The sequence below is a fragment of the Pseudomonas sp. St29 genome, assembly GCF_001547915.1.
Lineage (GTDB): Bacteria > Pseudomonadota > Gammaproteobacteria > Pseudomonadales > Pseudomonadaceae > Aquipseudomonas.
In genome coordinates this window covers 1,314,877-1,335,004 of the sequence record NZ_AP014628.1, presented here as the reverse complement: position 1 = coordinate 1,335,004, position 20,128 = coordinate 1,314,877, and the positions used below count along the sequence as shown (strand labels likewise).

The following is a 20,128-nucleotide window of genomic DNA, read 5'->3' as shown; positions in this document are numbered from 1 at the left end:
CGCCGCTTTGAGTGAGAAAACGCACCGATGAACAACGCTCTGAACCAGTTGCAGCCTTACCCGTTCGAAAAGCTGCGGGCCCTGCTCGGCACCGTGACGCCCAACCCGGACAAGCGCCCGATCGCCCTGTCCATCGGCGAGCCCAAGCACCGCTCGCCGAGCTTTGTCGCCGAAGCCCTGGCCAGCAACCTCGATCAGATGGCGGTCTACCCCACCACCCTGGGCATCCCGGCGCTGCGTGAAGCGATTGGTGCCTGGTGCGAGCGCCGCTTCGGCGTGCCGACCGGCTGGATCGACCCGGCGCGCAACGTATTGCCGGTCAACGGCACCCGCGAAGCCCTGTTCGCCTTCACCCAGACTGTGGTCAACCGCGGCGAAGACGCCCTGGTGGTCAGCCCCAACCCCTTCTATCAGATCTACGAAGGCGCCGCCTTCCTCGCCGGAGCCAAGCCGCACTACCTGCCGTGCCTGGATGAAAACGGCTTCAACCCGGATTTCGACGCCGTACCGGCCGAGATCTGGCAGCGTTGCCAGATCCTCTTCCTGTGCTCCCCGGGCAACCCCACCGGCGCGCTGATCCCGCTGGACACCCTGAAAAAACTGATCGCCCTGGCCGACGAACACGACTTCGTGATCGCCGCCGACGAGTGCTACAGCGAGCTGTACTTCGACGAGCAGACCCCACCGCCGGGCCTGCTCAGCGCCTGTGTCGAACTGGGCCGCAAGGACTTCAAGCGCTGCGTGGTGTTCCACAGCCTGTCCAAGCGCTCCAACCTGCCGGGCCTGCGCTCCGGCTTCGTTGCCGGCGACGCCGAGATCCTCAAGGGTTTCCTGCTGTACCGCACCTACCACGGCTGCGCCATGCCGGTGCAGACCCAACTGGCCAGCGTCGCCGCCTGGAACGATGAAGTGCACGTGCGCGCCAACCGCGCCCTGTACCGCGAGAAGTTCGACGCGGTGCTGGCGATCCTCGCCCCCGTGATGGACGTACAACGCCCGGACGGCAGCTTCTACCTGTGGCCGAACGTGGCCGGGGATGACGCCGCCTTCTGCCGCGACCTGTTCGAGCAGGAACACGTGACCGTGGTTCCGGGTTCCTACCTGTCGCGGGATGTGGACGGCACCAACCCGGGCGCCGGACGGGTGCGCATGGCGCTGGTCGCGCCGCTGGCGGAATGCGTGGAAGCCGCCGAGCGGATTCGCGATTTCGTGTTGCGTCGGGCCTGAGCCCCTTCGTCGACAAGCCGGCTCCTACACCCTCCCTGCAGGAGCCGGCTTGCCGGCAAAAGCGTCATCCGTTCACTTCACCAGCCCCAGATTCGCCTCGCTCAAATCCAGGTCCGCCAACACCTCGCGCAGCACATCGTCACCGATCTGGTGATGCCGGCTCAGGCGGTACAGCTCCAGCCGTTGCGCACGCAGGGCCTTGAGCCGCAGGCGGCGCTCCAGCAAGTCCATCTGCAAGGCCAGGGCCTGGGCCTCGGCGGAGTCGTTGTAGACCTCCAACTGATGCCGGTACTCAGCCATCAAGCGTCCCTTGAGCTCGGTGGCCAGCGCCGCTTGCGCCGCGTCCGGAACCTCACTGGTTTCGGCCACCTCCTCGGCTTCCAGGGCATGGATCGCTGCCTCGGCAGTCTTGCGCCAGGCATCGCGCACCTCCCCGCGGCGCTTGTCGTCGGGGCTCTTCACAATGCCGCGCAACAGCAGCGGCAGGGCAATGCAGGCCGCCACCAGGGACAGCAGAATCACTCCGGCGGCGATAAAGATCAGCAGGTCACGCTCGGGAAATGCCTCCCCGGCGCCCAGGAACAAAGGCACCGACATCACACCGGCCAAGGTCACCGCCCCACGTACCCCACCCACGGTCAGCAGCCAGCAGGAACGCGCCGTGGGCACCAGGGTCAGCTCGCCCTTGCCGCGCCAGCGCCGCAGCAGCCCGGACAGACGCCAGATGCTCTGCACCCAGATAAAGCGCAACACCAACAGCACCAGGAAGATCGCCAGCACATCCAGGCAGCGATAGAACAGGGTCGGCCAGAGCGAGGTCTCGTGACTGACCACGGCCTTGACGATGTCCGGCAGTTGCAGGCCCAAGAGCAGAAAAATCAGGCCGTTGAAGGCAAATTCCAGCAGCGACCAGACACTGCGATTGAGCAGCCGGGTGCTGGTCTGGCGCGGCAGCAGGTCGAGCCAGCTCTGCATCATCCCCGCCGCCACCGCCGAGAGAATGCCCGAGGCCCCCAGGCGCTCGGCCAGCACATAGGCGGCAAACGGCAACAGCAGCATGAACACCACATGGGTCGCCGGGTCGTCCCAGCCGCGGGCGATCATCCAGGCCCGCAGGCGCCCCACCAACCAGCTCAGGGCCACGCCGACCGCCAGCCCGCCCACCGCTACCAGAACAAAGGTCAGGCTGGCATTGGCCAGGGAAAACACCCCAGTCACGGCCGCCACCAGGGCGAACTTGAAGGTCACCAGGCCCGAAGCGTCGTTCATCAGGGCCTCGCCCTGGAGCATGTGCATCAGCGGGGTCGGCAGGCGATTCTGGGAAATCGCCGACACCGCCACGGCGTCGGTGGGCGACAGCACGGCCGCCAAGGCAAAAGCCACCGGCAGAGGAATGGTCGGCAACAGCCAGTGAATGAAGTAGCCGGCACCGACCACGGTAAACAGCACCAAACCCACCGCCAGGGTCAGAATCGGTCCCCTCAGACGCCAGAATTCGCGCTTGGGCATGCGCCAGCCATCGGAAAACAGCAGCGGCGGCAGAAACAGGAACAGGAACAGCTCCGGGTCCAGGGCGACGTGCAATCCCAGGGTCGGCCAGGCCAGCAAGGCGCCGGCGACAATCTGTAGCAAGGGCAAGGGCAGCGGAATCACCCGTCCGACCAGTCGCGAAAGACTCACCAGCATCAGCAGGATGAGGACGGTATAGGCGGTTTGCATAAAGCGAAAATCCAAGGCTCAACAGGAAAAATCGTACGCATCTCAGCTGAGAATCGCCGACGAAGTGCCATATTAGCCGCTTAAACTTGGCGCTGACCGCTGCACATAAGTCGCAAGCCCCGCACCCTGCCACGCAACAACCTGCGACAAAGCCGATTTCAGGCCGGCGCCGAAGCGCTGCGGTCGTGGCATAATCCGTGACCTTTGATCTCCAGCATCTCCAAAGGGGGCAATTCCTTGACCGCTTCAAGTAAAACGTTGCACCTTTTCGGCATCAAAGCCTGTGACACCATGAAAAAGGCGCGCACCTGGCTCGATGAACACGCTGTCAGCTATGACTTCCACGATTACAAAACCTCCGGCATTGACCGTGAGCACCTAAACCAATGGTGCGACGAGCACGGTTGGCAGGTGGTGTTGAACCGCGCAGGCACGACCTTTCGCAAACTCGATGACGAAAGCAAAGCCGATCTCGACCAGGCGAAAGCCGTTGAACTGATGCTCGCGCAACCTTCGATGATCAAGCGCCCGGTGCTCGATCTCGGAGACAAGACCCTGATTGGCTTCAAGCCAGACCTTTACGCAGCGGCGCTCAAGTAAGCCTGCTCACTCAATTTCGCAAGAGGTAACTGCATGTCCACTACCCTGTTCAGCCTGGCATTCGGTGTCGGCACCCAAAATCGTCAAGGCGCTTGGCTGGAAGTGTTCTACGCATCGCCACTGCTCAATCCTGCCGCCGAAATCGTTGCCGCTGTCGCACCGATCCTCGGCTACAGCGAAGGCAACCAGGCCATCACCTTCACTACCGCCCAGGCCGCGCAGATGGCCGATGCGCTGAAGAGCATCGACGCCACCCAGGCTGCCCTGCTGACCCGCCTGGCCGAAAGCCACAAGCCGCTGGTAGCCACCCTGCTGGCCGAAGACGCTCAGTTGACCTCCACTCCAGAGGCCTACCTGAAGCTGCACCTGCTGTCCCATCGCCTGGTCAAGCCACACGGCCTGAGCCTGGCCGGCGTGTTCCCGCTGCTGCCGAACGTGGCCTGGACCAGCCAGGGCGCGATCGACCTCGGCGAGTTGGCCGAGCGTCAACTGGAAGCCCGCCTGCGCGGCGAGCTGCTGGAAGTGTTCTCGGTGGACAAGTTCCCGAAAATGACCGACTACGTGGTGCCGAGCGGCGTGCGTATCGCTGACAGCGCGCGGATCCGCCTGGGCGCCTACATCGGCGAAGGCACCACCGTGATGCATGAAGGCTTCGTCAACTTCAACGCCGGCACCGAAGGCCCGGGCATGATCGAAGGCCGTGTATCGGCTGGCGTGTTCGTCGGCAAGGGTTCGGACCTGGGCGGTGGCTGCTCCACCATGGGCACCCTGTCCGGTGGCGGCAACATCGTGATCAAGGTCGGCGAAGGCTGCCTGATCGGCGCCAATGCCGGTATCGGCATTCCCCTGGGCGACCGCAACACCGTGGAGTCGGGCCTGTACGTGACTGCCGGCACCAAGGTGGCGCTGCTGGACGAGAACAACCAGCTGGTCAAGGTGCTCAAGGCCCGGGAACTGGCCGGCCAGCCGGACCTGCTGTTCCGCCGCAACTCGGAAACCGGCGCCGTGGAGTGCAAGACCCACAAGTCGGCCATCGAGCTGAACGAAGCGCTGCACGCTCACAACTAAGCAGCGATTCGGTTTCACTGGAACCGGCCGGGCGCTTATCATCGGCGCCCGGCCTGTTCAAACGAGTTCTGCCACCATGCTTGTAGCCTCCCCCTGGCGCGCCGACTTCCCGGCCATCGCCGCCCTGCATCGCCAGGACCAGACGTACCTGGACAACGCCGCCACCACGCAAAAACCCCAAGCCCTGCTGGACGCCCTGGCCCACTACTACGCCAATGGCGCGGCCAATGTGCATCGCGCGCAACACCTGCCCGGCGCCCACGCCACCCAGGCCTTCGAAGACAGCCGCAGCAAGGTCGGCCAGTGGCTCAATGCCGGTGACAGCGGACAGATCATCTTCACCCACGGCGCCACTTCCGCGCTGAACCTCCTGGCCTACGGCCTGGAACACCAATTCACAGCGGGCGATGAAATCGTCATCAGCGCCCTGGAACACCACGCCAACCTGCTGCCCTGGCAGCAACTGGCCGAACGTCGTCAACTCAAGCTGATCGTCCTGCCGCTGGATGCCGACGGCATGATCGATATCGAGGCGGCCGGCCACCTGATCGGCCCGAGAACGCGGCTGCTGGCGCTAAGCCAGCTGTCCAACGTGCTCGGTGCCTGGCAGCCCTTGAGCCCGCTGCTGGCCATGGCCAGGGCCCGGGACGCACTGACCGTGATCGACGGCGCCCAGGGCGTGGTGCATGGCCGCCATGACGTGCAGGCCCTGGGCTGCGACTTCTATGTGTTCTCCAGCCATAAACTCTACGGCCCGGACGGGGTCGGTGTGCTCTTTGGCCGCCACGAGGCGCTCAAGGGGCTGCGCCACTGGCAGTTTGGTGGCGAGATGGTCCAGAACGCCGACTACCATCACGCCAGCTTCCGCCCGGCGCCGCTGGGCTTCGAGGCCGGCACCCCGCCGATTGCCGGGGTCATCGGCCTGGGTGCGACCCTGGATTACCTCGGCGGCCTGGATCAGTCGGCAGTGGCGGCGCACGAAGCCGCGTTGCACGCCTATCTGTTGCAGGGCTTGCAGGCACGCAACGGCATCCGCCTGTTGGGCTCCCCGCAACTGGCCCTGGTCAGCTTCGTCGTGGACGGCGTGCACAACGCCGACCTGGCGCACCTGCTGACCGAACAGGGCATTGCCGTGCGCGCCGGGCATCACTGCGCCATGCCGCTGATGAAAAGCCTGGGGCTGGCCGGAGCGATCCGGGTGTCGTTGGCGCTGTACAACGACTCCGAAGACCTGGAGCGCTTCTTCGAGGCCCTGGATCAGGCCCTGGAGTTGCTGCGATGAGCCTGCCGGCGGATGCCGTCGCCGCCCAGCAGGTGTTCCAGGGCGCTGCCGGCTGGGAACAGCGGGCACGCCTGCTGATGCAATGGGGCGAACGCCTGCCAGCCCTGAGCGAGGCCGACAAGGTCGAAGCCAATCGGGTGCACGGCTGCGAAAGCCAGGTCTGGCTGGTGGCGAGCCTGGAAAATGATCATTGGCAATTTGCCGCCGCCAGCGACGCGCGGCTGATTCGCGGCCTGGTGGCCTTGCTGCTGGCGCGGGTCAACGGCCTGACGGCGCAGCAATTGCGCGAGGTGGACCTGGCGGACTGGTTCAATCAGTTGGGCCTGTCGCGCCAGCTCTCGCCATCGCGCAGCAACGGCCTGAACGCGGTGCTGCAGCGCATGAACGAACTGGCCGGCCCCCTGTAGCCGCTGCCGAGCCTGCGAGGCTGCGAAAAGGTCCGCAGGACCTTGCCTGGCGCTCTCCCGCCAGCCCCCCCCTAGCGGCCTCAAGCCCCCCACGGCCCGCCGGGCCGCTCGCAGCCTGCGGCAGCGGCTACAGGGGCTTGCTGCGCTCGGACGGGCGGCGCACGCCGGCAACGATCTTGTCCACCGCCTTGGTCGCCGCCACCATGCCAAAGGTCGCGGTCACCATCATCACCGCGCCAAAACCACCGGCGCAGTCGAGCTTTACCCCGTCGCCGACAAAGCTCTTCTGCAGGCAGATGCTGCCATCGGGTTTCGGATAACGCAGTTGCTCAGTAGAAAACACGCAGGGCACGCTGTAATGCCGGGTCACGGTGCGCGAGAAACCATAGTCGCGGCGCAACGTGGAGCGCACTTTGGAGGCCAATGGATCGTTGAAGGTACGGTTCAGGTCGCAGACCTGGATCAGCGTCGGGTCGATCTGCCCGCCGGCACCGCCGGTGGTGATGATCTGGATCTTGCGCCGCTTGCACCAGGCGATCAGCGCCGCCTTGGCATTCACGCTATCGATGCAGTCGATCACGCAGTCGATGTTCGGGGTGATGTATTCGGCCATGGTCTCGCGAGTGACGAAATCCGCCACCGCATGCACGCGGCAGTCCGGATTGATGCCGCGCAGGCGCTCGGCCATGACCTCGACCTTGGGCTTGCCCACGGTGCTGTCCAGGGCATGCAGTTGCCGGTTGCTGTTGCTGACGCAGACATCGTCGAGGTCGAACAGCGAGATCTCGCCCACCCCGCAGCGGGCAATGGCTTCCGCCGCCCAGGAACCGACACCGCCGACCCCGACAATCGCCACATGGGCCGCCCGCAGCCGCTCCAGGCCTTCAATGCCATACAAACGAGCGACGCCGGCAAACCGTGGATCTTCTGTACTCATGACCATCACCTAAAAAACCGGCGCGCATTATAGGGCTGGGAAGCGACAAGTTTTAAGCCGCCAGCTACAAGTAAAGAACTTAAACGCAATTACAGTGCCCAAGGTCTGGCTTTCCTCTGTGCGCTGTACGCTCAGTTGAGGGCCGGTGTAGGATGCCCGCCGTTTGGCGCCTGCCAACCCTTCCCTCGTTCCACACCCTTTGGAACCCGAAATAGCTATGTCATCGCGTAAATTTGGACTCAACCTGGTGATAGTGCTGGCCATTGCCGCGCTGTTCACCGGCTTCTGGGCGCTGATCAATCGCCCGGTCTCGGCCCCCGACTGGCCGGAACAGATCTCCGGTTTTTCCTACTCGCCTTTCCAGCAGGGCCAGTTCCCGCAGAAGGACCAGTACCCGTCCGACGATGAAATGCGTCGCGACCTGGAGATCATGAGCAAGCTGACGGACAACATCCGTACCTATTCGGTGGATGGCAGCCTGCAGGATATTCCCAAGCTGGCCGAAGAGTTCGGCCTGCGCGTGACCCTGGGCATCTGGATCAGCCCGGACCTGGAGCGCAACGAGCGGGAAATCATGCGCGCCATCGAACTGGCCAACAGCTCGCGCAGCGTGGTGCGGGTAGTGGTGGGCAACGAAGCGATATTCCGCAAGGAAATCACCGCCGACCAGTTGTCGGTGATTCTCGACCGGGTCCGCGCTGCGGTGAAAGTCCCGGTCACCACCTCGGAACAGTGGCACGTCTGGGAAGAACACCCGGAGCTGGCCAAGCACGTCGACCTGATCGCCGCGCACATCCTGCCGTACTGGGAGTTCATCCCGGTGGACAAGGCCGAGCAGTTCGTCCTCGATCGCGCCCGCGACCTGAAGAAGATGTTCCCGAAAAAGCCGCTGCTGCTGTCCGAAGTGGGCTGGCCGAGCAACGGCCGCATGCGCGGTGGCGCCGACGCCAGTCCGGCGGACCAGGCGATCTACCTGCGCACCCTGGTCAACAAGCTCAACCGCCAGGGCTACAACTACTTCGTCATCGAAGCCTTCGACCAGCCGTGGAAGGCCAGCGACGAAGGTTCGGTGGGCGCCTACTGGGGCGTGTTCAACGCCGCGCGCCAGCAGAAATTCAACTTCGAAGGCCCGGTAGTGGCGATCCCGCAATGGCGGGTGCTGGCCATCGGCTCGGTGGTGCTGGCGCTGCTGTCGCTGACCCTGCTGATGATCGACGGCTCGGCCCTGCGCCAGCGTGGCCGCACCTTCCTGACCTTCATCGCCTTCCTCTGCGGTTCGGTGCTGGTGTGGATCGGCTACGACTACAGCCAGCAATACAGCACCTGGTTCAGCCTGACCGTGGGCTTTCTCCTCGCGCTCGGTGCGCTGGGGGTGTTCATCGTGCTGCTCACCGAGGCCCATGAGCTGGCCGAGGCGGTGTGGATCCACAAGCGGCGGCGCGAGTTCCTGCCGGTGGAAGGCGACTCCAGCTACCGGCCGAAAGTCTCGATCCACGTGCCGTGCTACAACGAGCCGCCGGAGATGGTCAAACAGACCCTCAATGCCCTGGCCAACCTCGATTACCCGGACTTCGAAGTCCTGATCATCGACAACAACACCAAGGACCCGGCGGTCTGGGAGCCGGTGCAGGCCTATTGCGAGACCCTGGGCCCGCGCTTCAAGTTCTTCCACGTCGCGCCATTGGCCGGTTTCAAGGGCGGTGCGCTGAACTACCTGCTGCCGCACACCGCCAAGGATGCCGAAGTGATTGCGGTGATTGACTCCGACTACTGCGTCGACCGCAACTGGCTCAAGCACATGGTGCCGCACTTCGCCGATCCGAAGATCGCCATCGTGCAGTCGCCCCAGGACTACCGCGACCAGAACGAAAGCACCTTCAAGAAGCTCTGCTACGCGGAGTACAAGGGCTTCTTCCATATCGGCATGGTCACCCGCAACGACCGTGACGCGATCATCCAGCACGGCACCATGACCATGACCCGGCGCACAGTGCTGGAAGAGCTGGGCTGGGCCGACTGGTGCATCTGCGAAGACGCCGAGCTGGGCCTGCGGGTGTTCGAGAAGGGCCTGTCGGCGGCGTACCACCACGAAAGCTACGGCAAGGGCCTGATGCCCGATACCTTTATCGACTTCAAGAAGCAGCGCTTCCGCTGGGCCTATGGCGCGATCCAGATCATCAAGCGCCACACCGCCAGCCTGCTGCGCGGCAAGGACACCGAGCTGACCCGCGGCCAGCGCTACCACTTCCTCGCGGGCTGGCTGCCGTGGGTGGCGGATGGCATGAACATCTTCTTCACCGTCGGCGCCCTGCTGTGGTCGGCGGCGATGATCATCGTGCCGCAACGGGTCGACCCGCCGCTGCTGATCTTCGCGATCCCGCCGCTGGCGCTGTTCGTGTTCAAGGTCGGCAAGATCATTTTCCTCTACCGCCGGGCGGTGGGGGTCAACCTCAAGGACGCGTTCTGTGCGGCCCTGGCGGGCCTGGCCTTGTCCCACACCATCGCCAAGGCGGTGCTGTACGGCTTCTTCACCAGCAGCATCCCGTTCTTCCGCACCCCGAAGAACGCCGATAACCACGGCTTCTGGGTGGCGATCTCCGAAGCCCGGGAAGAGTTGTTCATCATGCTGCTGTTGTGGGGCGCGGCGCTGGGGATCTTCCTGGTGCAGGGCCTGCCGAGCAACGACATGCGCTTCTGGGTAACCATGCTCCTGGTGCAGTCGCTGCCTTATGTGGCGGCACTGGTCATGGCCTTCCTTTCGTCGCTGCCAAAACCTGCGGAACACCCCGAGCCGGCTCCAGCCGCCTAAATCGATGCAAAGCACTAAACGGCGGCCTCAGGCCGCCGTTTTGCTTTAAGATATCCGCCATTTTGCGCGCCTAGCCCGCAGCTCTCCCTGTAGGAGCGAGCCTGCTCGCGATAGATGTCAAGAATGACGCAAGCACCTGATGCTCTGCGCCGCTCTTGAGTCCATCGCGAGCTTGCTCGCTGCTACAACAAGAAAAGAGCCGCGCCTGATCTTGCCTTGCACCGGAGTTACCCATGACGGCCCACGCCGAGCTTTCGCCGACCCTGCAACTTGCCTGTGATCTGATCCGCCGCCCCTCGGTGACGCCGGTCGACGCCGACTGCCAGAAGCTGATGATGCAGCGCCTGGGCGATGCCGGCTTCAAGCTGGAACCGATGCGCATCGAGGACGTGGACAATTTCTGGGCCACCCATGGCCGGCATGACGGCCCGGTGCTGTGCTTCGCCGGGCACACCGACGTGGTGCCCACCGGTCCGGTCCAGGCCTGGCAGAACGATCCGTTCGAAGCCCTGATCGATGAACACGGCATGCTTTGCGGCCGTGGCGCGGCGGACATGAAAGGCAGTCTGGCCGCCATGCTGGTGGCCGCCGAGCGCTTTGTCGCCGACTACCCGGACCACAAGGGATCGGTGGCCTTCCTCATCACCAGTGACGAAGAAGGCCCGGCGCACCACGGCACCAAGGCGGTGGTGGAACGCCTGGCAGCACGCAAGGAGCGCCTGGACTGGTGCATCGTCGGCGAGCCTTCGAGCACCAGCCTGGTGGGCGACGTGGTCAAGAACGGCCGTCGCGGCTCCCTCGGCGCCAAGCTCACGGTCCGCGGGGTACAGGGCCACGTGGCCTACCCGCACCTGGCCAAGAACCCGATCCACCTGGCGGCAGCGGCCCTGGCGGAACTGGCGGCCGAACATTGGGACGACGGCAATGCCTTCTTCCCGCCCACCAGCTTCCAGATCTCCAACCTCAACTCCGGCACCGGCGCCACCAACGTGATCCCCGGTGATCTGGTGGCGGTGTTCAACTTCCGCTTCTCCACCGAATCCACCGTGGAAGGCCTGCAGCAGCGGGTCGCGGCGATCCTCGACAAGCACGGCCTGGACTGGCACGTGGACTGGGCCCTGTCCGGCCTGCCATTCCTCACCGAACCCGGCGCCCTGCTGGACGCGGTTTCGGCCAGCATCAAGCAGGTCACCGGCCGCGAGACCAAGGCGTCCACCAGCGGTGGTACGTCCGACGGTCGTTTCATCGCCACCCTGGGCACCCAAGTGGTGGAACTGGGCCCGGTCAACGCCACGATCCACCAGGTCAACGAGCGGATCCTGGCCAGCGACCTGGATGTGCTGACCGAGATCTACTACCAGACTCTCGTCAAGTTGCTTGCCTGATGCTCGCCTGTCCTCTTTGCAGCGCCCCGCTGAATGCCGTGGACAACGGCGTGGCCTGCCCGGCCGGGCATCGCTTCGACCGGGCCCGCCAGGGCTACCTGAACCTGCTGCCGGTGCAGCACAAGAACAGCCGTGACCCGGGTGACAACCAGGCCATGGTCGAGGCCCGCCGCGACTTCCTCAACGCCGGGCACTACGCCCCGGTGGCCCGGCGCCTGGCAGAACTGGCGGCGGAACGCGCGCCCCAGCGCTGGGTCGACATCGGCTGTGGCGAGGGCTACTACACCGCGCAACTGGCCGAGGCCCTGCCTGGCGCCGACGGGTATGCCCTGGATATTTCCCGGGAAGCGGTGAAACGCGCCTGCCGCCGCGCGCCGCAACTGACCTGGATGGTCGCCAGCATGGCGCGCATTCCGTTGGCCGATGCCAGCTGCCAGTTCCTCGCCAGCGTCTTCAGCCCCCTCGACTGGCAGGAAGCCAAGCGTCTGCTGAGCCCCGGCGGCGGGCTGATGAAAGTCGGCCCCACCAGCGGTCACCTGATGGAACTGCGCGAGCGCCTGTACGACGAGGTGCGCGAGTACACCGACGACAAGCACCTGGCCCTGGTACCTGAAGGCATGGCCCTGGCCCACAGCGAAACCCTGGCGTTCAAGCTGTGCCTGGAACGCCCGGAAGATCGCGCCAACCTGCTGGCCATGACCCCTCACGGCTGGCGCGCCAGCGCCGAACGCCGGGCCGCGGTGATCGAGCAGGCCGAGCCTTTCGAGGTCAGCGTGTCGATGCGCTACGATTACTTCGTGCTGCAATAAACCCCACTAGAACCCACGACTTCGGGCAGCGGCCCGGGGTCGAAGAAATCCGCGAATGGATTTTTCAGACCGGCAATGAGGACATCCATGCGCCAGCCCGATATCGAGATTTACCTGAAAGACGCCGACGTCGACTACAAGGCCATCGCCGCCTGGCTCGGTGCCGTGCTCGGCCCTTGCAGCGACTGGGTGCAGAAAGGCCAGACCTACAAATGCAGCGCAGGCAACGTGCCAGTGACCTGGCTGCCCAAAGCGGTGGGCAAGTGGAACAGCCTGTACCTGGAAAGCGACCAGACCCCATGGGATGACGACATCGCCTGCGCCCGCGCCGCCTTTGCCGCCTTGAACGTGGAAGTGCGCTGCGCACCGGGCAGCTGGGTCGAGGAAGAAGGTGAAGAGTCCGCCGATCGCTGGATTCGCATCAGCGCCGACGGTGAAGAAGAGATTACCTGGCGCACCGCCTGAACATTGAACCCGTAGGAGCCGGCTTGCCGGCGAAGGCGCCGCCAAAGCTTGCATCGCCAGTGCCCCTGTTCGCTGGCAAGCCAGCTCCTACCGGGTTGGTTACAGGCCGACGACGTCTTCGGCTTGCAGACCTTTCTGGCCTTCGACCACGGCGTACTCCACCTGCTGGCCTTCGGTCAGGGAGCGGTGGCCTTCGCCACGGATCGCTCGATAGTGGACAAACACGTCCGCCCCACCTTCACGCTGGATAAAGCCGTAGCCCTTGGCGTCGTTGAACCACTTCACGTTGCCGGTCTCACGAGTAGTCATGAATCCATACCTCATTTTTTTATTATTGGATTGGCGCACTGCAACCAAACCTTGAGAACTTTCCCCAGACCTGTGTCTCTATGACAGGAGGCAACACGGCCGCGAGAGAGTCGGCCGAGTATATGACAGGCGTAAAAACTCTCAACTCAATCTTGTTTCGGCGCTTTTTTGCCGATTTTCGGCGAATCCGGCACACTACCGGCCCCGAGCAGTTGCTCGGTTTTGTGTTCATCCACATATTCACTCACGCAGAAGCCGTATGACCCGCTCCCCGATCCGCCGTCTCGTGTTTGGCACCTTGCGCCGCCTGCTGTACCTCTGGGTGCGCTCGGAAACCATCAACCAGTCGTCCTTCACCCTCGACCTCGACCGCAGCCGGCCGGTGTTCTACGTCCTGCAAAACCCGTCCCTGACTGACCTGGCCGTGGTCGATAGCGAATGCACCAAGGCCGGGCTGCCACGCCCGGTGCTGCCGGTGTCGGTGGGCAATCTGCTGGAGCCTGCGGCCTTCTTCTACCTGACCCCGGAGCCCGACTGGCTCGGCCGCCAGGACAAGCGCGGCGCGCCGCCGACCCTGACCCGACTGGTCAGCGCCCTGGCCCAGAACGCCGCCGAAGACGCGCAGATCATTCCGGTCAGCGTGTTCTGGGGCCAGTCCCCGGACAGTGAATCGAGCCCGTGGAAACTGCTGTTCGCCGACAGCTGGGCAGTCACCGGGCGCCTGCGCCGGCTGCTGAGCATCATGATCCTGGGACGCAAGACCCGGGTGCAGTTCTCCGCGCCGATCAACCTGCGGGAACTGATCGAACACAACAAGGGCCACGAACGCACCGTGCGCATGGCCCAGCGCATCCTGCGGGTGCACTTTCGCAACCTCAAGGCCGCGGTCATCGGCCCGGACATTTCCCACCGACGCAACCTGGTCAAGGGCCTGCTCAACCAGCCCCTGGTGAAACAGGCGATCCTCGACGAGGCCGAGCGCGAGAAGATCTCCCCGGAAAAAGCCAAGGCCCAGGCCCTGCGCTACGGCAACGAGATCGCCTCGGACTACACCTACACCGCGATCCGCTTCCTGGAAGTGGTGCTCAGCTGGTTCTGGAACAAGATCTACGACGGGATCAAGGTCAACCATCTGGAAGGCGTGCAGAAGATCGCCCAGGGTCACGAAGTGATCTACGTGCCCTGCCACCGCAGCCATATCGACTACCTGCTGCTGTCCTACCTGCTGTTTCGCAACGGCCTGACGCCACCGCACATCGCCGCCGGGATCAACCTCAACATGCCGGTGATCGGTAGCCTGCTGCGCCGCGGCGGGGCCTTCTTCATGCGCCGCACCTTCAAGGGCAACCCGCTGTACACCTCAGTGTTCAACGAATACCTGCACACCCTGTTCACCAAGGGCTTCCCGGTGGAGTACTTCGTCGAAGGCGGGCGTTCGCGCACCGGGCGCATGCTGCAGCCCAAGACCGGAATGCTGGCCATCACCCTGCGCAGCTTCCTGCGCTCGTCGCGCATGCCCATCGTCTTCGTGCCGGTGTACATCGGCTATGAGCGGGTCCTGGAAGGTCGCACCTACCTGGGCGAGCTGCGCGGCGCGAGCAAGAAGAAGGAGTCGATCTTCGACATCTTCAAGGTCATCGGTGCCCTCAAGCAGCGCTTCGGCCAGGTGGCGGTGAACTTCGGCGAACCGATCAAGCTGGCGGAATTCCTCGACCAGGAGCAACCGGACTGGCGCTCCCAGGAGCTGGGCCCGCAGTACCGCCCGGCCTGGCTCAACGAAACCACCAACCGCCTGGGCGAGCGGGTGGCCCAGCACCTCAACGAAGCCGCGGCGATCAACCCGGTGAACCTGGTGGCCCTGGCCCTGCTCTCCACCAGCCGCCTGGCCCTGGACGAACGCGCCATGGCCCGGGTCCTGGACCTGTACCTGGCACTGCTGCGCCGCGTGCCCTACTCGCCCCACACCACCTTGCCGGAAGGCGATGGCCGGGCGCTGATCCAGCACGTCAAGGACATGGACCTGCTGGCCGAGCAAAGCGACGCCCTGGGCAAGATCCTCTACCTGGACGAGCAGAACGCCGTCCTGATGACCTACTACCGCAACAACGTGCTGCACATCTTCGCCCTGCCGGCCCTGCTGGCGAGCTTCTTCCAGAGTTCGTCGCGCATGAGCCGCGAACAGATCCTGCGCTACACCCGGGCGCTGTATCCCTACCTGCAGGCGGAGCTGTTCATTCGCTGGTCCCTGGAAGAACTCGACGCGGTGGTGGATCAATGGCTGGAGGCCTTCGTCGAACAGGGCCTGCTGCGTTTCGAGAAAGACCTGTACCTGCGCCCGGCGCCCAGCTCGCGGCATTTTGTCCTGCTGACGCTGCTGTCCAAGAGCATCGCCCAGACCCTGCAACGCTTCTACATGGCCATTTCCCTGCTGCTCAACAGCGGCCAGAACAGCATCAGCGCCGAGGAGCTGGAAGACCTGTGCACGGTCATGGCCCAGCGCCTGTCGATCCTGCATGGCCTCAATGCCCCGGAGTTCTTCGATAAGAGTCTGTTCCGCCACTTCATCCAGACCCTGCTGGACCAGGGTGTATTGCGCCGCGACGAAGCCGGCAAGCTGAGCTACCACCCACTGCTGGGGGACCTGGCCGAAGGCGCCGCCAAGCGCGTGCTGCCGGCGGAGATTCGCCTGTCGATCCGCCAGGTCGCCCTGCACCGCAGCGAAGATGCCGCCGAGCAGCTCGCGGCACCGGTGCAAAGCGACTAGATTCTTATCGGCGCCGCAGAATCTGCGGCGCCCCCGATACGGAGATCCGCAATGAAAAAACTCACCCTGCTGGCAGCCACTGCGCTGCTCGGCGCCTGCCAAGCCATGCAGCCTGCGGCCAAGGCCAGCCTCGATGGTGAAGTCTTCTACCTGCAGCGCATCGCCCTGCCGCCCACCGCCACCCTGAGCGTGAGCCTGCAGGACGTGTCCCTGGCAGATGCGCCGGCGCAAGTCCTGGCCGAGCAGAGCGGTCCGATCAAGGGCCAGGTGCCGCTGCCCTTCCACCTCAGCTACGACCCGGCCCAGGTCAAGCCAGGCCACCGCTACGCGGTCAGTGCGCGGATCGAACTGGACGGCAAGCTGATGTTCATCACCACCGAACACAACGGAGTCAATCTGGACGGCAAGGATCCCCAGCCGCTGAAACTCCGTGTCGACGCTGTACGTTAACTCTCATTGTCCAAGGAAGCCGCCATGCTCCGTACTTCGCTCCGCTTCACCAGCCTGTGCGCTGGCCTGATGATCTCCGCCAGTGCTCTGGCCCTGTCCCTCAGCGACCTGTCCCAGGGTGACGCCAGCGGCGGCCTCAAGGACGCCCTGACCCAAGGTGCGCAGATCGCCGTGAAACAGCTGGGGACCCCTGGCGGTTTCAGCAACAACCCCGATGTGCGCATCGAACTGCCGGGCAACCTCGGCAAAGTGGCGAAGAAAATGAAACAGTTCGGCATGGGTGACCAGGTCGATCAGTTGGAAACCAGCATGAACAAGGCCGCTGAAGCGGCAGTGCCGCAAGCCCAGGCGCTGCTGGTGGATGCGGTGAAGAAAATGACCGTGGCGGACGCCAAGGGCATTCTCGCCGGAGGCAAGGACTCTGCCACCCAGTACCTGGACAAGAGCAGCCGCGAGCAGATCCGCGCCAAGTTCCTGCCTATCGTCAAGCAGGCCACCGACCAGGTGGGTCTGGCCAAGCAGTACAACTCCTTCGCCGGCCAGGCCGCGACCCTGGGTGTGCTGGATGCCAAGAGCGCCAACATCGAAAGCTACGTGACCGAGCAAGCCCTCAATGGCCTGTTCGAAATGATCGGCAAGCAGGAAGAAGCCATTCGCCAGAACCCGGCGGCCGCGGCCACCAGCCTGGCCAAGAAAGTCTTCGGCACCCTGTAAGACCTTCCCCTCACCCGCAGGAGCCAGCTTGCTGGCGAAGGCGTCTGCCGACAGACGCCGGCCTCAAGGCCTCTTCGCCGGCAAGCCGGCTCCTGCTGGATGCAACCCTGCGCAGCGCTTGCTAGGTTTTCTTGACCCGGAACCACGCCGCATAAAGTGCCGGCAGGAACAGCAGGGTCAGCGCCGTCGCCACGATCAGCCCGCCCATGATGGCCACCGCCATCGGCCCGAAGAACACGCTGCGCGACAGCGGGATCATCGCCAGAACCGCCGCCAGGGCCGTCAGCACGATGGGCCGGAAACGCCGTACCGTGGCTTCGATGATCGCATCCCAGGGCGTGTGCCCGGCCTTGATGTCCTGCTCGATCTGGTCCACCAGGATCACCGAGTTGCGCATGATCATTCCCGACAGGGCAATGGTCCCGAGCATGGCCACGAAGCCGAACGGCTGGCGGAACACCAGCAGGAACAGGGTGACCCCGATCAGCCCCAGGGGCGCGGTGAGAAACACCATGGCCGTGCGCGAGAAACTGCGCAGCTGGATCATCAGCAAGGTCAGCACCACCACGATGAACAGTGGCACGCCCGCCTTCACCGAGTTCTGGCCACGGGCCGAGTCCTCGACGGTGCCGCCCACCTCCAGCAGGTAGCCATCCGGCAGTTCGGCGCGGATCGGCTCCAGGGTCGGCAGAATCTGCTGCACCAGGGTCGCCGGCTGTTCCTTGCCGTAGATATCGGCCCGGACCGTGACGTTGGGCAGGCGGTTGCGGTGCCAGATCACCCCTTCCTCGAAGCCGTACTCCAGGGTCGCGACCTGGGACAGCGACACGCTCTTGCCGTTGTCGGTAGGCACCGCCAGGCTCGGCAACAATGCCAGTTCGGTGCGCTCCTGCCGGGTACCCCGCAGGAGGATCTCGATCAGCTCGTTGTCCTCGCGGTACTGGCTGACGGTGGAGCCGATCAGTGAGCTCTGCAGGAACTTCGACAGGTTGGCAGTGCTGACGCCCAGGGCCCGGGCCCGGTCCTGATCGATGTTCAGGTAAACCACCTTGCTCGGCTCCTCCCAGTCCAGATGCACGTTGACCACATGGGGGTTCTCCCGCACCTTGGCCGCCACCTTGCGGGCCAGGGCGCGAACCTCCTCGATGTGCTCGCCGGTGACCCGGAACTGCACCGGATAGCCCACGGGCGGACCGTTTTCCAGCCGCGTGACCCGCGAGCGCAGGGCCGGGAACTGTTCATTGAGGGTGGAGATCAGCCAACCCCGCAGGCTTTCCCGCTCCTCGATGGACTTGGCCAGCACCACAAACTGGGCAAAGCTGGTGGCCGGCAGTTGCTGGTCCAGCGGCAGGTAGAAACGCGGCGAACCGGTGCCCACATAGGCCACGTAGTTATCGATGCCCGGGTGATCCTTGAGCATCGCCTCCAGACGCTTGACCTCGTCGGCGGTATTGCTCAGGGACGCGCCCTCCGCCAGCTTCAGGTCGACCATTAGTTCCAGGCGTCCCGAGGCCGGGAAGAACTGCTGCGGCACGAAGCGGAACAGCACGACCGAGCCGACAAACGCCAGGATGGTCAGGACGATCACGGTCTTGCGCCGCTCCACACACCAGCCGACCACGCGGCGCACGCGCTGATAAAACGGCGTGCCGTGGGGGTTGGACTCGGCGCCGTGCTTGGCGGCATGGATCTTGGCCAGGTCCGGGAGGAGCTTCTCTCCCAGGTAGGGGACGAACACCACGGCGGCGATCCACGAAGCCACCAGGGCGATGGTCACCACCTGAAAGATCGAGCGGGTGTACTCGCCGGTGCCGGACTGGGCCGTGGCAATCGGCAAAAAGCCTGCGGCGGTGATCAGGGTGCCGGTGAGCATGGGGAAGGCGGTACTGGTCCAGGCAAAGCTGGCGGCCTTGATCCGGTCGAAACCCTGCTCCATCTTGATCGCCATCATCTCCACCGCGATGATCGCGTCGTCCACCAACAGCCCCAGGGCCAGCACCAGAGCGCCGAGGGAGATCTTGTGCAGACCGATCCCCAGGTAGTACATGGTGGCGAACGTCATGGCCAGCACCAGGGGAATCGCCAGGGCCACCACCATCCCGGTACGCACGCCGAGGGAGAAGAAGCTCACCAGCAGCACAATGATCAGCGCCTCGGCCAGCACCCGCACGAACTCGCCGACCCCGGTCTTCACTGCCGCCGGCTGGTCGGACACCTTGCGCAGCTCCATCCCTGCCGGCAGGCTGTTCTGCAGGCGCGAGAACTCGCCTTCCAGGGCCTTGCCCAGCACCAGGATGTCGCCGCCTTCCTTCATCGCCACCGCCAGGCCGATTGCGTCTTCGCCCATGAAGCGCATGCGTGGTGCCGGCGGATCATTGAACCCCCGGCGCACCTCCGCCACATCGCCGATGCGGAAGGTACGGTCAGCGATCCGGATCGGGAAATTGCGAATCTGCTCCACCGTCTGGAAATTGCCCGATACCCGCAATTGCACCCGCTCGCTGGGGGTTTCGAAGAACCCGGCGGTGGAGACGGCGTTCTGCTCCTCCAGCGCCTGCTGCACCGCCGCCAACGGCAGCCCCAGGGTCGCCAGCTTGACGTTGGACAGTTCGATCCAGATCTTTTCGTCCTGCAGGCCCAGCAGGTCGACCTTGCCCACGTCCTTGACCCGTTGCAGCTGGATCTGGATGCGGTCGGCGTAATCCTTGAGCACGGCGTAGTCGAAGCCCTTGCCCGTCAGCGCATAGATATTGCCGAAGGTGGTGCCGAACTCATCGTTGAAGAACGGACCCTGGATGCCCGGCGGCAAGGTCTGGCGGATATCGCTGATCTTCTTGCGTACCTGGTACCAGAGATCGGGAATCTCGTTGGAATGCATCGAGTCCCGGGCGATGAAGGTCACCTGGGATTCCCCGGGGCGGGAGAAGGAAACGATGCGATCGTATTCGCCGGTTTCCATCAGTTTCTTTTCAATACGCTCGGTGACCTGGCGCGACACTTCCTGGGCCGTGGCCCCGGGCCAGTTGGTGCGAATCACCATGGCCTTGAAGGTGAAAGGCGGGTCTTCACTCTGACCCAGCTTGGTGTAGGACAAGGCGCCGACAATGGCCAGCAACAGCATCAGGAACAGGACGATCTGGCGATTGCGCAACGCCCAGGCGGAAAGGTTGAAACCCATCGGGA

General features: G+C 64.4%; 16 protein-coding genes. 12 read left to right on the top strand and 4 right to left on the bottom strand.

The features are described from left to right. Nucleotides 1-27 precede the first annotated feature (27 nt). Entirely contained in the window at nucleotides 28-1,227 is a 1,200-nt protein-coding gene (gene dapC, locus PST29_RS05965; protein WP_060837759.1) for a succinyldiaminopimelate transaminase, read from the top strand. A 72-nt stretch (nucleotides 1,228-1,299) separates the two neighbouring features. Here the strand turns inward: dapC and PST29_RS05960 are convergent, their stop codons facing one another. Beyond that, on the bottom strand, nucleotides 1,300-2,946 hold the full coding sequence (locus PST29_RS05960) for a Na+/H+ antiporter (protein ID WP_060837758.1): 1,647 nt from the start codon (nucleotides 2,944-2,946) through the stop codon (nucleotides 1,300-1,302). 237 nt (nucleotides 2,947-3,183) lie between these two features. Here PST29_RS05960 and PST29_RS05955 point away from each other — a divergent pair, with 237 nt between their 5' ends. The 4 genes from PST29_RS05955 to PST29_RS05940 all read left to right on the top strand — a co-directional run bounded on the left by PST29_RS05955 (nucleotide 3,184) and on the right by PST29_RS05940 (nucleotide 6,303). Continuing rightward, nucleotides 3,184-3,546: an ArsC family reductase gene (locus tag PST29_RS05955; protein ID WP_011059519.1), complete on the top strand. Its 363-nt coding sequence runs from the start codon at nucleotides 3,184-3,186 to the stop codon at nucleotides 3,544-3,546. Between the two features lie 33 nt (nucleotides 3,547-3,579). Further along, a complete protein-coding gene (gene dapD, locus PST29_RS05950; RefSeq protein WP_015634328.1) occupies nucleotides 3,580-4,614 on the top strand; it encodes a 2,3,4,5-tetrahydropyridine-2,6-dicarboxylate N-succinyltransferase in 1,035 nt (344 codons plus the stop codon). Nucleotides 4,615-4,690: 76 nt separating this feature from the next. After that, nucleotides 4,691-5,896, top strand: coding sequence for an aminotransferase class V-fold PLP-dependent enzyme (locus tag PST29_RS05945; RefSeq protein ID WP_060837757.1), 1,206 nt, complete (start codon nucleotides 4,691-4,693; stop codon nucleotides 5,894-5,896). After that, on the top strand, nucleotides 5,893-6,303 hold the full coding sequence (locus PST29_RS05940; RefSeq protein ID WP_060842599.1) for a SufE family protein: 411 nt from the start codon (nucleotides 5,893-5,895) through the stop codon (nucleotides 6,301-6,303). Before PST29_RS05945 ends, PST29_RS05940 begins: the two co-directional genes overlap by 4 nt. 127 nt (nucleotides 6,304-6,430) lie before the next feature. Here PST29_RS05940 and tcdA read toward each other — a convergent pair whose 3' ends face one another. Beyond that, nucleotides 6,431-7,246: a tRNA cyclic N6-threonylcarbamoyladenosine(37) synthase TcdA gene (tcdA, locus tag PST29_RS05935; RefSeq protein WP_082729180.1), complete on the bottom strand. Its 816-nt coding sequence runs from the start codon at nucleotides 7,244-7,246 to the stop codon at nucleotides 6,431-6,433. A gap of 211 nt (nucleotides 7,247-7,457) precedes the next feature. Between tcdA and PST29_RS05930 the strand changes: the two genes are divergently transcribed. The 4 genes from PST29_RS05930 to PST29_RS05915 all read left to right on the top strand — a co-directional run bounded on the left by PST29_RS05930 (nucleotide 7,458) and on the right by PST29_RS05915 (nucleotide 12,708). Next, nucleotides 7,458-10,049, top strand: coding sequence for a glycosyltransferase (locus PST29_RS05930; RefSeq protein WP_060842597.1), 2,592 nt, complete (start codon nucleotides 7,458-7,460; stop codon nucleotides 10,047-10,049). A gap of 233 nt (nucleotides 10,050-10,282) precedes the next feature. Next, nucleotides 10,283-11,434 carry a succinyl-diaminopimelate desuccinylase gene (gene dapE, locus PST29_RS05925; RefSeq protein ID WP_060837753.1) on the top strand — a complete coding sequence of 384 codons (1,152 nt, stop codon included), beginning with the start codon at nucleotides 10,283-10,285 and terminating at the stop codon, nucleotides 11,432-11,434. Further along, nucleotides 11,434-12,243: a putative RNA methyltransferase gene (locus PST29_RS05920; protein ID WP_060837752.1), complete on the top strand. Its 810-nt coding sequence runs from the start codon at nucleotides 11,434-11,436 to the stop codon at nucleotides 12,241-12,243. The genes dapE and PST29_RS05920 overlap by 1 nt, the downstream gene beginning before the upstream one ends. Nucleotides 12,244-12,330: 87 nt before the next feature. Continuing rightward, nucleotides 12,331-12,708, top strand: coding sequence for a hypothetical protein (locus PST29_RS05915; protein WP_060837751.1), 378 nt, complete (start codon nucleotides 12,331-12,333; stop codon nucleotides 12,706-12,708). Nucleotides 12,709-12,807: 99 nt separating this feature from the next. On the opposite strand, the gene PST29_RS05910 is transcribed toward PST29_RS05915, so the two are convergent. Next, nucleotides 12,808-13,017, bottom strand: a complete 210-nt coding sequence (locus tag PST29_RS05910) for a cold-shock protein (RefSeq protein ID WP_011059510.1) — start codon at nucleotides 13,015-13,017, stop codon at nucleotides 12,808-12,810. A gap of 259 nt (nucleotides 13,018-13,276) precedes the next feature. Between PST29_RS05910 and plsB the strand changes: the two genes are divergently transcribed. Genes plsB through PST29_RS05890 form a run of 3 tightly spaced genes read left to right on the top strand, consistent with a single transcriptional unit; the run spans nucleotide 13,277 to nucleotide 16,945 of the window. Then, nucleotides 13,277-15,781, top strand: coding sequence for a glycerol-3-phosphate 1-O-acyltransferase PlsB (gene plsB, locus PST29_RS05900; protein ID WP_060842596.1), 2,505 nt, complete (start codon nucleotides 13,277-13,279; stop codon nucleotides 15,779-15,781). A 51-nt stretch (nucleotides 15,782-15,832) separates the two neighbouring features. After that, nucleotides 15,833-16,231, top strand: a complete 399-nt coding sequence (locus tag PST29_RS05895) for a YbaY family lipoprotein (RefSeq protein ID WP_060842595.1) — start codon at nucleotides 15,833-15,835, stop codon at nucleotides 16,229-16,231. Between the two features lie 24 nt (nucleotides 16,232-16,255). Further along, nucleotides 16,256-16,945 (top strand): DUF4197 domain-containing protein, encoded by a 690-nt coding sequence (locus tag PST29_RS05890; protein ID WP_060837747.1) that lies wholly within the window; start codon nucleotides 16,256-16,258, stop codon nucleotides 16,943-16,945. A 121-nt stretch (nucleotides 16,946-17,066) separates the two neighbouring features. On the opposite strand, the gene PST29_RS05885 is transcribed toward PST29_RS05890, so the two are convergent. After that, nucleotides 17,067-20,123 carry an efflux RND transporter permease subunit gene (locus PST29_RS05885; RefSeq protein WP_060842594.1) on the bottom strand — a complete coding sequence of 1,019 codons (3,057 nt, stop codon included), beginning with the start codon at nucleotides 20,121-20,123 and terminating at the stop codon, nucleotides 17,067-17,069. Nucleotides 20,124-20,128 lie beyond the last annotated feature (5 nt).